General features: G+C 42.4%; 10 protein-coding genes. 9 read left to right on the top strand and 1 reads right to left on the bottom strand.

Translation table 11 applies throughout. From position 1 onward, the window contains the following. Positions 1-77: 77 nt before the first annotated feature. On the bottom strand, positions 78-2477 hold the full coding sequence (locus tag CGICJO_RS03265) for a glycogen/starch/alpha-glucan phosphorylase (protein WP_087378044.1): 2400 nt from the start codon (positions 2475-2477) through the stop codon (positions 78-80). A gap of 622 nt (positions 2478-3099) precedes the next feature. Between CGICJO_RS03265 and CGICJO_RS03260 the strand changes: the two genes are divergently transcribed. The 9 genes from CGICJO_RS03260 (at position 3100) to CGICJO_RS03220 (ending at position 13495) form a co-directional block, all read left to right on the top strand. Beyond that, positions 3100-3621 carry a cell division protein ZapA gene (locus CGICJO_RS03260; protein ID WP_486499633.1) on the top strand — a complete coding sequence of 174 codons (522 nt, stop codon included), beginning with the start codon at positions 3100-3102 and terminating at the stop codon, positions 3619-3621. Further along, the gene (locus CGICJO_RS03255) at positions 3608-5674 is read left to right on the top strand and encodes a U32 family peptidase (protein ID WP_486499632.1); all 2067 of its coding nucleotides are present in this window, start codon (positions 3608-3610) and stop codon (positions 5672-5674) included. Before CGICJO_RS03260 ends, CGICJO_RS03255 begins: the two co-directional genes overlap by 14 nt. Positions 5675-5882: 208 nt before the next feature. Then, complete coding sequence (dut, locus tag CGICJO_RS03250; protein WP_486499631.1) at positions 5883-6323, top strand: dUTP diphosphatase; 441 nt, start codon at positions 5883-5885, stop codon at positions 6321-6323. Between the two features lie 144 nt (positions 6324-6467). After that, positions 6468-7208: an AAA family ATPase gene (locus tag CGICJO_RS03245; protein ID WP_486499630.1), complete on the top strand. Its 741-nt coding sequence runs from the start codon at positions 6468-6470 to the stop codon at positions 7206-7208. A 96-nt stretch (positions 7209-7304) separates the two neighbouring features. Further along, positions 7305-7700, top strand: a complete 396-nt coding sequence (locus CGICJO_RS03240; RefSeq protein ID WP_087378035.1) for a methylglyoxal synthase — start codon at positions 7305-7307, stop codon at positions 7698-7700. 138 nt (positions 7701-7838) lie between these two features. Then, complete coding sequence (gene hisS, locus CGICJO_RS03235; protein WP_087378033.1) at positions 7839-9134, top strand: histidine--tRNA ligase; 1296 nt, start codon at positions 7839-7841, stop codon at positions 9132-9134. Between the two features lie 329 nt (positions 9135-9463). Further along, positions 9464-11251 carry an aspartate--tRNA ligase gene (aspS, locus tag CGICJO_RS03230; RefSeq protein WP_486499629.1) on the top strand — a complete coding sequence of 596 codons (1788 nt, stop codon included), beginning with the start codon at positions 9464-9466 and terminating at the stop codon, positions 11249-11251. Between the two features lie 105 nt (positions 11252-11356). Then, on the top strand, positions 11357-12103 hold the full coding sequence (locus CGICJO_RS03225; protein ID WP_486499628.1) for a zinc ribbon domain-containing protein: 747 nt from the start codon (positions 11357-11359) through the stop codon (positions 12101-12103). 141 nt (positions 12104-12244) lie between these two features. Further along, on the top strand, positions 12245-13495 hold the full coding sequence (locus CGICJO_RS03220) for an SPFH domain-containing protein (protein WP_486499627.1): 1251 nt from the start codon (positions 12245-12247) through the stop codon (positions 13493-13495). Positions 13496-13581: the final 86 nt, after the last annotated feature.

Here is a 13581-nt window from a genome sequence, read left to right as displayed (position 1 = left end):
CCCAGGTTTAATACTTTTAAGAGAAATATCCCGTCTGATGACGGGATATTTCATTTATTTTGAAAGATTAACTTTTATCAGTCTTCATCAACAGGCTTGAGGTTCCAAATGTTGTTTGCGTAATCTCTTATTGAACGGTCTGCAGCGAAGATGCCTGCGCCTGCAATGTTCATAAGTGACATCTGGTTCCACTTTCTCTGGTCGCCGTAAATCTGTGAAGCCTTCTGCTGTGCGAATGAATAATCGCCGAAGTCTGCAAGTACCATATATGGGTCAACGTTGAGAAGTGATGTTGCGATATCGGAGAACTTGGAAGCATTGATTTCGTCAACTGCTGCTCTGATAATCTGGTTGTTTCTGTAGTAGTTGGATGGAATATAGCTCTGCTTCTTAATTCTGTCAACCTCAGGTGTTGTCATACCGAAGAGAATAATGTTGTCATCGCCTACTGCCTGGTGAATTTCAACGTTTGCGCCGTCAAGTGTACCGATTGTAACAGCACCGTTTATCATGAACTTCATGTTACTTGTACCGGAAGCCTCTGTTCCTGCAAGTGAAATCTGTTCGCTGATTTCTGCGGCAGGGATAAGCTTTTCAGCAACTGTAACTCTGTAGTCCTCGAGATATACAACCTTGAGCTTCTGATTTACTCTTGGGTCGTTGTTGATTGTATTTGCAAGATGAATGATGAACTGGATAATCTTCTTTGCGAAGTAGTAGCCCGGTGCAGCCTTTGCTCCGAAAATGTAGGTCTTTGGCTTAAAGTCTGCATTTGGGTTGTTTCTCAGCCACTGATAGGTTGAGAGGATATGCAAAGCGTTCATAAGCTGTCTCTTGTACTCGTGAAGTCTCTTAACCTGTACGTCAAAGATTGAGTTAGGGTCAACGATGATACCGTTGTGCTTCTTGATGTAGTCAGCCATGTAAACTTTATTTTCGTATTTAATCTTAGCAAGCTTATCAAGAACAGCTGAATCATCCTTGTACTTCTTCAGCTCTTCAAGCTTGGAAGCGTCTGTGATGTAGCCATCGCCGATAAGGTCTGTAAGAAGTGAAGCAAGCTTCGGGTTAGACTGGTTGAGCCAGCGTCTGTGAGCGATACCGTTTGTAACGTTTGTAAATTTAGCAGGTGTTACTGTGTAATAATCGTGGAATACGGTATCCTTGAGGATTTCGCTGTGGAGAGCGGAAACGCCGTTTACCTTGTAGCTTGCCATAACAGCGAGGTTTGCCATCTTAACAACGCCCTCGTTGATGATTGCCATTCTGCCAACCTGATAGCCGTCGATGCCTCTTGCGTGAAGCTCTGCGCAGTAACGTCTGTTGAGCTCCTCTATAATCTGATAAATTCTTGGGAGAAGCTTCTGGAACATATCAATGCCCCAGCACTCTAAGGCTTCTTTCATAACTGTGTGGTTTGTATATGCAACAGAGTTTGTAACAATCTCCCATGCCTTATCCCAGCTGTAGCCGCACTCGTCAAGGAGTATTCTCATAAGCTCAGGAATTGCAAGAACCGGGTGTGTGTCGTTCAAGTGGAGTGTTACCTTCTCTGCGAAGTTTTCCATTGTCTTGTAAACTCTCAGGTGTCTGTTTACGATATCCTGAACAGTTGCGCTTACAAGGAAATACTGCTGAGTAAGACGGAGGCTCTTTCCTTCCGGATGATTGTCACCGGGATAGAGAACCTTTGTGATTGCCTCGGACATAGCTTTCTGCTCCATGGCTCTTACATAATCGCCGCCGTTGAAAGCGTCCATATCGAAAATTTTGGATTCTGCTGCCCAAAGTCTCAGGCGGCTGATACCCTTGCCGTTGTATCCGGAAACCAGCATATCATAAGGAATAGCGTTGATTTTTGTTGCTCCCTCAATTTCAACACTGTGGTTTCCGCCAATCCAGAATTCCTTTACTCTTCCGTTAAAGGAAACCTCTACAGCCTTTTCAGGATGAGCGTGAAGCCATACGCTGCCGCCGGGAAGCCAGAAATCAGGAAGCTCTGTCTGCCAGCCGTCGATAAGCTTCTGACTGAAAATACCGTATTCATATCTCAGGGAATAACCCATTGATGGATAAGCCTGTGATGCAAGACCGTCAAGGAAGCATGCTGCAAGACGTCCGAGACCGCCGTTTCCGAGACCTGCGTCAGGCTCCTGCTCGTAAACCTTGTCAAGGGAAATGCCGTATCCCTTCAAAGCCTCTTTGAGTGTGTCCTCAAGACCGAGGTTGAAGATGTTGTTTTTAAGTGATCTTCCCATGAGGAATTCCATGCAGAGGTAATAAACCTGCTTTTTGCCCTGCTCGTTTGCTTTGTTTGTGAACTCCTTGTAGCCCTCGCTCATAAGGTCACGGCAAACAAGAACAGCAGCCTTGTAAAAATGCTCGTAGGTTGCCTCTTCAGGTGCTACACCGAAATTGTGGGAAAGCTTAGCACCTATTTTATCTGAGATTTCTTTAACAGTAAGATTGTATTTCATACTCTTCCTCCTAAAAATGCGGCGTTTTTTATGTTATAAATTTCACGAACCCTACGCCGTTTTAATTGATTTGAAAAAACAAAATTTTAATAATAAAAAGAAATATATGTCAACGCTTAACACGGGAAAACAGTGTAAAGCGACATATTGTATTATACTATAGGTTTAATCCAAATTCAATACCCAAAACCGATTTTGTACGTAAAAAATACATTTTAACCTAAGAAATATTTGTAAAAAAACTGTGTAGTTTGCACAAATATAATCATTTTAGGACGATTGTAAGGTGAGTAAAAAAGGAAAATAAAGGTTATATTATAGGGTGAAATCACCGGTTTTCATGGAGATTTTTTTCTGTGAAAACTGTTTAATCAAAAACTTTGTAAAGGCTGTGATTTATATATTTTGGATGTTTAGAAAGATTTTTAAACATTTTTAAGAAACTCTTTTTTCCTTTCATCTGTTTGACGTAACAGAAAGAATGTATTATAATTGTTTTATTTCATAAAGGGTAAAATCTTTGATTTTTTGGCAGAAATTACAGTTACTTAACGCTTAAAAAATCTTTGTATAATCTATAATAAAAGGGGAAAAATCAAAGACTAAGGAAAGGATGTCAGCTATGGATAAAAAAATCACAGTCACCCTTGCGGGTCAGATATTTACAATAATCAATCAGGAGGATTTGAACTACGTTGAGGAAATCGCCCGCCAGACAGACAATAAAATAAAACTGGTTCAGAGAGAAAACGAGCATTTCTCAATAACTGCCGCCGCAGTCCTCTCCTGCATGGATTTCTGCGACGATATTAACAGAGCACAGAAAGAAATTATCGCAAGAAATAAAGAGCTTTTCGACGAAAAAGAGAAAAACTCTGTGCTTACAGAGCAGATTAAGGGTCTTATGAGCGAAATTCAGACACTTAAAATGCAGATTTCACTGCTTGAGTCCGGAAAAACCGAGGAAGTTTCAACATCAGAAAGCGACCATGTGGAAAACTCTTCAGAAAAATCAGAATCCGACGAGGAGTCACATGGGTCTGAGGTAAAGGAAAACAAGCGTCCCGGCAAAAAAGAGTACGTGCCCAGAAACAACAGAAAGAGAAATAAAAAGAAAGCGGAAGAAACAAATGAGCAGGCTTGAGGTACTTGCCCCCTGCGGGGGGATGGAAAGCGTTGAAGCGGCGGTAAAAAGCGGAGCGGACGCAGTTTATCTTGGTGCAAAGGAATTTTCCGCCAGAGCCTCCGCCCACAATTTTGACTTTGAGGAAATGGAAAAGGCGGTTAAATACTGCCACATGTGCGGTGTTAAAGCGTATCTTACCGCAAATACGGTTATTTTTGATAAGGAGTGCGAAAGGGCTTTGAACACTGTTATCAAAGCCTATAACGCAGGAATTGACGGAGTTATTGTACAGGACTTCGGTCTTGTTTCCCTTATTAAAAGGTATGTGCCGGAGCTTCCTCTCCACGGCTCAACCCAGATGAGCGTTCACTCTCCATCAGGCGCAAAGTTTTTGGAGGAACTGGGCTTTAAAAGGGTTGTGCTTTCCCGTGAGCTTTCCATGGAGGAAATAAAGGAGATAAGAAAAGCCACATCAATAGAGCTTGAGGTGTTTGTTCACGGCGCACTGTGCATGTGTGTTTCCGGTCAGTGCTATTTCAGCGCAATGCTGGGTTCACGAAGCGGAAACCGTGGAGCCTGCGCCCAGCCCTGCCGTCTGCCCTTCGGTGTAAACGGAAAAGGCGGCTATGCTTTAAGCCTTAAGGACAACAGTATTATAGATTATCTTTCGGAGCTTGAAAAAATCGGCGTAAACTCAGCAAAAATCGAGGGCAGAATGAAACGACCGGAGTATGTGGCAAGTGCTGTCCGTGCCTGCCGTGAAAGCCTTGATTTGGGCTTTGTAACAGAGCAGACAAGGGAATATTTAACGGGAGTTTTTTCACGTTCGGGATTTACCGACGGGTATTATAAGGACCGCCGTGGGAAAGATATGTTTGGAATAAGACGTCACGAGGACGTAACAGCCGTTTCTGAGAAAATGTTCTCACAGATTAGAAATCTCTTTAAAGACCAGCCTAAGAGGGTTGGACTTTCCGGGGATTTTTCGCTTTTTTCCGGAGAATATCCGGTTTTAAAGGTGACAGACGGGAAAAACACAGTTTCGGTAAAGGGTGAAGCCTTGGGAGAAATCCCTATAAAAGCCGCCGTCACAGAGGAAAAAGTGAAGCAGCAGCTTGAAAAAACAGGCGGAACACCTTACTTTTTTAAGGAAATAAATTTTCAGATAGCTGAAAACGTGACTATCCCCCTTTCCGTTATAAATAATATGAGAAGAAGCGCCCTTGATGAACTGTCAAAAATCCGCAGTGAAAATAAAAATGCTTTTGTTGAGGAGGTCACTCTTTCGGAGTTTGCCCCACACAGAAGAAAGGGCAAGGACAAAAATTATGCAGTCTGGAAATCAAACAAAAAGCCGCCGGAGTTTTTCTCGGAATTTGATATGGTTTTCATACCGCTTTTTTCTTCTGAAGAAAATTTCCTTAACCTTATTAAAAAGGGAGTAAATGTTGGCGCAGAAATCCCCAGAGGAATGTTCTCACTTGACCAGAGAATTGAGAAAACCTTGGAAAAGCTTAAAGGTATCGGGGTTAAAGATGTTTTGGCTTCAAATATCGGCGCAGTTTATCTTGGAAGAAAGCAGGGATTTACCCTTCACGGCGGTTTTGGTTTGAACATAACAAACACTTACGCTTTGAATTTCTTTAAGGAACAGGGTCTTGCTGACGCAGAACTGAGCATTGAAATGGCAAAGGAACAGATAAACGGCTTGGGCGGCGATATTGAAAGAGGCGTTATGGTTTACGGAAAAATCCCCCTTATGCTTACAAGGAACTGTCCCGGCAAAAGTGCAGGACTTGACTGCAAAACTTGCAAAAAGACGCTGAAAATCCGTGACAGAAAAAGCGAGGATTTTGCTGTTTTTTGCGACGGAACCACCTGTGAAATCCTAAATTGTAAAATATTAACGCTAATTGACAAGTTATCCACAATGTTTTCCACAGATGTTAAATACTATCTCTTCTATGTTGATAACTCTGTTGAAACAGTGGAAAACCTTGAGAAATTCAAGGATTTCGCCATGTTGACAGTGAGGAAAACCAATGGATTATATTCCCGAGGGGTAAAATAAGGAAAAGTTTTAACGGTTTCCACAATGGGTATGTGGAAAACTTTTCAACCTTTTCCTTGTTAAACAAAAAACAACAGATAATTTTTCTTTAGAGAATTAAAAAATTGCTAAAAACTGGTATTGAAAGTTTTTTAAAAAGAAATTTCAAAAAATGAATTTACACCCACAAGGAAAATTCATAAAAGGAAAAATAAAATAGGAGACAACTATGAAAATAAAGGTCAAAAAAATAAATGAAAAGGCGGTAGTTCCTCAGAGGGCTACTGAGGGGTCAGCCGGTGCTGACCTGTTTGCCTGCATTGATGAACCGGTTAAGATAAATCCGGGAGAAATAAAGGTAATAAAGACGGGAATTGCTATTGAAATTCCCGATAAGAATTATGCCGCTTTTGTTTATGCCAGAAGCGGACTGGGAATTAAACACGGAATTTGCCTAAGTAATGGTGTTGGGGTTATCGACAGCGACTACAGAGGTGAAATCTGCGTGGGACTTTGCAATATTTCTCAAACTTCCTATACTGTAGAGCCGGGAGAAAGAGTGGCTCAGATGGTTATAATGCCTGTAGACTGTGCAGTGTATGAAGAGGTTATTGATATAAATTCCACAGAAAGAGGAACAGGCGGTTTCGGTTCAACGGGGAAATTTTGAGCAAATATTGTTGAATGAGCAACAAAATTCTTTTTTATTTATTGAAATTTAACAAAATTTTTAATATATATTTTATTAAATAAACCGTGAAGCTCGTTGCAAATTTTGTATGAATGTGATAAAATGAATAAGAGGTATGATTATATGAGCCAAATAATTGTTATGGCATCGGGAAAAGGCGGAACAGGAAAGTCCACCGTTTCTGCCGGAATAGCCGTTTCCCTTACAAAACAGGGAAAAAATGTTTTGCTTATAGACTGCGACTGCGGCATGAGAGGTCTTGACCTTATGCTGGGAATCGAAAAAAATGTGGTTTTCGATGTTTCGGACGTGGTCTGCGGAAACTGCGACTACAGCAAGGCTATATATTCGGCGGAGGATATTCCGGGACTGTACCTTTTGCCTGCCCCAATAGATGCTGCGGATGAAGTAAGTCCGGCGGTTATGAAACAGATAACCGACGAACTTAAGGATAATTACGATTATATTTTAATTGATGCTCCTGCGGGTGTGGGAAGTTCTTTTGACACCGCTATTGAACCGGCGCAAAAGGCGCTTATTGTGGTGAACGCAGAACCCACCAGCGTTAGAGGCTGTCTTAATGTGCGCAAAAAGCTTACAGAGAAGGGTATTACTGATATAAGACTCATTATAAACAGATTTAATGAGAAGAATTTCAGAACAATGGGGATTTATAAAGATTTGGATGAGGTTATAGACATATGTAAGACACAGCTTATCGGGCTTGTTCCCGACGATATAAGAATTGCCGCTTTGATGCAGAGCGGATGCGGAAAAAATTGCTGGTCTTCAGCAGGCGTAGTTTTTGACAGCATTGTTTCAAGACTTATGGGAGTAAACGTGCCCTTGTCCTTTGGAATGTAAACATAATTCATACCGATTACATATTAGAGATTTATTTTGTCTTTCATAGATAAACAGAAACATTTTTCAAGATTTATGAAACTGGAGGTTATAGTTATGAATATCGCAATTATTGCGCATGATGAGAAAAAAGAGCTTATGGTACAGTTTTGCATTGCTTACTGCGGAGTTTTGAGCAGACATCATATATGCGCAACGGACACAACCGGTAAGATTGTATCCGAGGCAACAGGTTTGGAAATACAGAAATTCCTGTCCGGCAAGCAGGGCGGCGACCAGCAGATTGCTGCAAGAATTGCCTGCAACGAAATTGATATGCTTATTTTCCTTAGAGACCCATTGAATCCTAAGCCTCACGAACCTAACGACATGAATCTTTTAAGACTTTGCGATATGTACAATATACCGGTTGCCACAAATATAGCCACTGCGGAGCTTTTAATCCACGGACTTGAAAGAGGCGACCTGGACTGGAGAAATATTTTGAAATAAACTTATTATATAAAGGTAAAAAATATTAACAGGGGTTCTGCTGAGGTTTCAGCAGTCCCTTTGCTGTTTATATAGGTTAATAATATTCAATTTTAAATTATGCTTATTATTTGATTTTTTAATATTTGGAGGAAAAGTATGGCGCTTATAACGAAAAAAGTTAAGGGAACCGAGGATGTTCTCCCAAAAGACAGCTACAAATGGCAGTTTGTAGAGGAAATTATGAGAAAGGAAGCTCAAGCCTTCGGATTTAAGGAAATCCGCACACCTGTTTTTGAGCATACCGAGCTTTTTTCAAGAGGCGTCGGCGAAACCACTGACGTGGTTCAAAAAGAGATGTACACTTTCAGCACAAAAGGCGACGCTTCCATAACCTTGCGCCCGGAGGGAACTGCCGGCGCTGCAAGAGCCTTGCTGGAGCATGCAATATATAACGACGGACTTCCGGTAAAAGCAAGCTATTTTGTTTCCTGTTACCGCTATGAAAAACCACAGGCAGGCAGACTCAGAGAGTTCCACCAGTTCGGTCTGGAATGCTACGGAACCTCTTCCCCTGCGGCTGACGCCGAGATGATAAGTGCGGCGGCTTCCGTTTTCAAAAGACTGAATATAGAAAATTTAAGACTTGAGATAAACTCAATAGGATGTCCTGAGTGCCGCAAAAATTATCACAAGGCATTAAAGGAATATTTTGAGCAGTACAAAGACCAGCTCTGCGAAACCTGTCTTTCAAGACTTGAAAGAAATCCTATGAGAATTCTGGACTGCAAAAGCCCGGTATGCTCTGAGATTGCAAAGGACGCACCTAAGGTTCTTGACTACATCTGCGACGAATGCCGTGAGCATTTCGAGGGTGTTAAAAAATATCTTGACGCTGCAAATATTGAATACACAGTAAATCCGACAATCGTAAGAGGTCTTGACTACTATACAAAGACAGTTTTCGAGTTCGTAACCGATTGCATCGGCGCACAGGGAACAGTCTGCGGCGGCGGAAGATACGACGGACTTGTTGAGGAGCTTGGCGGTCAGCATCTCCCATCTTTGGGATTTGCAATGGGTATCGAAAGACTTTTGATACTTATGGATAAGCTGGGAATTGAAATTCCAAAGCCTGAAACCTGCGATATCTACATTGCAGGCCTTGGTGAAAAAGGCTCATTTAAGGCATTTGAGCTGGCAAGCAAGGTGAGAACCTCCGGACTTATCGCCGAAACAGACGTTGTAGGCAGAGGTCTTAGAGCTCAGATGAAGTACGCCGATAAGATTGGGGCAAAATTCTCCATGGTTTTGGGCGACGACGAAATAGAAAACAATGTGGGCAAGCTTAAAAACATGAAAACCGGCGAAATCACCGAGGTTTCTTTGGACGATAATTTCCTTATACAGTTCCAGAAAGCCCACGTTGATTATGCGTTTACAATTAACAACTGATTGTTTTTAATTTTATACAAGTCAAACAATAAAATTGTTGTTTGAATAAAGTGTTATGAGAGCGAGCCATTCCAAAGGAAACAGCGGAAGGTCTCGCCCGACCTGAAATTACGTTTATTTTTTAAACTGACCTTTGCAGGTCGGAAATAAAATAAAGGTCTCGCCCGACGGAAAACGGAAGCTAATTTCAAGCTTTACCTTTCCCCGTCGGTTATAAAAAAATAAAAATACTTCGTCAGGAAAGGGAAGTTTAAACCGCCGCATGGCGGAAGTGTTCCGACAGATGAACCTGTCCAAGGCGGAGCTAAAATAAAGGAGAATGGATAAAAATGGCAGAGTTTATGACGGGGTTGAAAAGAACTGACTATTGCGGCGACTTGAGAACATCCGACATCGGCAGAGAGGTTACCGTGTGCGGATGGGTTCAAAGACAGAGAGATTTGGGTCAGCTTATCTTCATAGACCTTAGAGATAGAACAGGTATTGTTCAGCTTGCTTTCGACAACGAAACAGACAGAACAATTTTTGAAAAGGCTTTTGCTGCAAGAAGCGAATATGTTTTGGCAGCTAAGGGCGTTGTAAGAGAGAGAAGCTCTAAAAATATGGAAATTCCAACAGGAGAAATCGAGGTTGAGGTAAAAGACCTTAGAGTTCTTTCCAAGGCTGAAACACCTCCTTTTGAAATTTTGGACGAAACAAATACAAACGAGGAATTAAGACTTAAATATAGATACCTTGACTTGAGAAGAGGCCCGCTTCAGAGAAATATAATGATGAGAAGCAAAATCGCCAAGGTTGCAAGGGATTATTTCTATGAGAACGGATTCATAGAGATTGAAACACCTATGATGATGAAATCAACTCCGGAGGGAGCAAGAGATTACCTGGTTCCCTCAAGAGTTCATAAGGGCAAGTTCTATGCTCTCCCCCAGTCACCTCAGATTTATAAGCAGCTTTTGATGGTTGCAGGATATGACAGATATATCCAGCTTGCAAGATGCTTCCGTGATGAGGACTTGAGAGCCGATAGACAGCCTGAGTTTACTCAGATTGATATGGAGCTTTCATTTGTCGATATGGATGAAATCATGGAGATAAACGAGGGTCTTTTCAAGAGATTGTTTAAGGATGTTTTGGGTCAGGAGCTCCCTACTCCGTTCCCAAGAATGACATATAAGGACGCAATGGAGAGATACGGCTCCGATAAGCCTGATATCCGCTTCGGCATGGAAATCTGCGATATTTCAGAGCTTGTTAAGGACTGCGACTTCGGAGTGTTCAAGGGCGCAATCGAAAACGGCGGTTCCGTAAGAGGTATTGTTGCAAAGAATGCAGCTTCTAAGCTTACCAGAAAAGAAATTGATAAGCTCACCGAATATGTAAAGGGTATCGGCGCTAAAGGTCTTGCTTTTGTAAGATGGGTTGAGGATAAGCCAACCTGCTCTTTTGCTAAGTTTATGGCAGAGGGTCAGCTTGAAAATATCCTTGCTGCAATGGGCGCAGAAAAGGGCGACGTTGTGCTTTTGGTTGCAGATAAAAATTCAGTTACATTGCCGGTTTTGGGCGCATTAAGACTTACTGTAGCCAAGAAGCTTGACATCATTCCAAAGGGATTTTCTTTCCTGTGGATTGTGGACTTCCCGTTCTTCGAGTACGATTCAGAAAGCGGCGAGTGGGTTGCAATGCATCACCCGTTTACAATGCCTCGTGAGGAGTGCTTGCAGTATCTTGATACCGACCCGGGCAAGGTTATTGCAAAGGCTTACGACCTTACATTGAACGGAACAGAGCTTTCCAGCGGTTCTATAAGAATTACAGACTATGAGCTTCAGCAGAAGATGTTCAGAGCTTTGAAGCTTACAGACGAAGAAATAGAAGCAAAATTCGGCTTCCTTGTAGAAGCTTATAAATACGGTGCTCCGCCACACGGCGGAATGGGAATAGGCCTCGACAGAATTGCAATGATTTTGTGCGAAGCCGACAGCCTCAGAGATGTTACAGCATTCCCGAAGGTTCAGAACGCCAGCGAAATTATGTCAGCCTGCCCATCTGTGGTTGATAAGGCTAACCTTGATATTTTGGGAATTAAGGTTGTTGAAGCCGAGGACGAGGAGTAATTAAAAAGACTCTGTGTCAATAGTTGGTCATAAGTGGTTCCTTTGGAATCCCTAAATTTCTTCCAGCATTTGGCATACAATTTAAAAAAATCAGAGGTGAGATTTATGCCTTGGTATGGGTGGCTTGTAATTTTGGCTGTAATAGCTTTGGCGGTGGTTTATGTTGTGGTTAAGGCTAAAAAAGCGGTCAGGAATTTTTCCGGACAGGCTTTCGGCACAAACACTATCGCCCAGGGTTTAAGACAGCAAAAGGAAATGCTTGCGGAAACCCCTAAGTCTTTAAAAGCCATGACCAGCATATTTCTCCCCCGGATTGAAAGAGATTTTCCCGAGTTCCACTATGAGCATTACAAAGAAAAATCCGAAAATATGCTGAGAAGCTATATTTCGGCGGTGGCTTTAAAGGACGCTTCAAAGCTTTTGCCCTGTGCCCGTGAGCTTGAAAATAAGACTAAGGCGGTTATCGAGGATTTAAAAAATTCTAAAAAGACCGTCCATAGTAAAAATATCGTAATTCACGACACACAGATAAGCAACTACATAAAGAAAAACGGCAACTGTTATGTGGAATTTCAGAGCGCCGTGGGCTATATACATTATGTGGAGGACGAAAAGGGCGAAATCCTTGAGGGCGATAAAAATTATAAAACCCAAACCGCTTTTACAGTGACTTTGGCGCATATTCAAAACGAGGATGAGCTATTAGAGCATACAAGCGGAACGGTGGGACTTACCTGTCCCAGCTGCGGCGCACCTATAAAGTCAATAGGCCAGAAGTTCTGCGACTACTGCGGAACAGGCGTCAGAGAAATAAATATCCATACGTGGAAGTTTATTGATATAGAAGAATGAAGTTAATTCATAATGAATAAATAAAAAGTTTACAGAGAGCGAGCCATTCTAAAAATTTCGGAAAAGGTCTCGCCCGACCTGTGATGACGTTTATTTTATAAAATAACCTTTGCAGGTCGGAAATAAAAAGGAGTGAGAACTATGGGTATTATAAAGGCTTTGGTTGATACTGTTTCCGGAGGTTTTGCCGACCAGTGGCTGGAGGTTATCGAACCTGCACCAATGAGCGATTCCACCTGTTTTGTTCCGGGCCAGCTTATGAGCAAAAGAAACGGCAGAGGTTCAAACACCAAGGGAACAGACAACACGGTTTCTAACGGTTCTATTATCCACGTTTACGATAAGCAGTTTATGATGCTTGTTGACGGAGGAAAGGTTGTTGACTATACAGCCGAGCCGGGATATTATAAGGTTGACAATAGCTCTATGCCGTCTATGTTTAACGGCCAGTTTAAAGATACGCTGAAAGAGGCTTTCTCAAGAATTAAGTACGGCGGTGTTACACCGCAGGCTCAAAAGGTTTTCTATATAAATCTTCAGGAGCTTAAAGGTATCAACTTCGGCACGCCTAATCCTTTAAACTATTTTGATAATTTCTATAACAGCGAACTGTTTATGCGTGCTCATGGTCAGTATTCCATAGAAATCACAAATCCTTTGCAGTTCTATGCTGAGGCAATCGGCAAGGACGCTGTTACGGAAAATCTTTCCGTTGATTTCAACGAGCTTAATAGAAAACAGTATTTAGGCGAGTTTTTGACTGCCCTTTCATCTGCATTTAACCAGATGTCTGCGGACGGTATAAGAATTTCTCACGTGACCTCAAAAACCAGAGAGCTTGCCAAATATATGGCGGATACTCTGGACGAGGACTGGGGCAATGCCCGTGGTATGGAGATAAGATCTGTAAGTATTCAGGTTTCCTACGACGAGGAATCACAGAAGCTTATCAACATGAGAAACAAGGGCGCAATGCTTTCCGACCAGGCAGTTCAGCAGGGTTACGTTGCCGCAAATATTTCCGAGGGTCTTAAGGATGCCGGAAGCAACGCAGGCGGCGCAATGGCAGGCTTTATGGGCATGGGTGTTGGAATGAACGCAGGTGCCGGAATTTTGGGCGGCTATCACCAGAATAATATGGCTCAGCAGCAAATGCAGCAACAGCAGCTGCAGCAACCACAACAGCCACAACAGTCCCAGCCGGTTCAGCAGCAGTCACAGCCACAGGCAGAGGGCGGCTGGCTTTGTTCCTGCGGAACCCAGTGTACAGGAAAATTCTGTCCAAACTGCGGAAGCAAAAAGCCGGAAAACACAAAGCGTTTCTGCACAGAATGCGGAACCGAAGTTCCCCCAACAGCAAAATTCTGCCCCAACTGCGGAAACAAACTTTAATTTCTTTTATATCCGACCTGCAAGGGTTGTGTTGGGAAATAAAGTTCATTTCAGGTCGGGCGAAACCTTTTGTCAAGCGTCTTAGA

Source organism: Candidatus Limousia pullorum (assembly GCF_057405065.1).
Note: the sequence above shows the minus strand (reverse complement) of the source record. Positions and strands in the feature narration are given on the sequence as shown.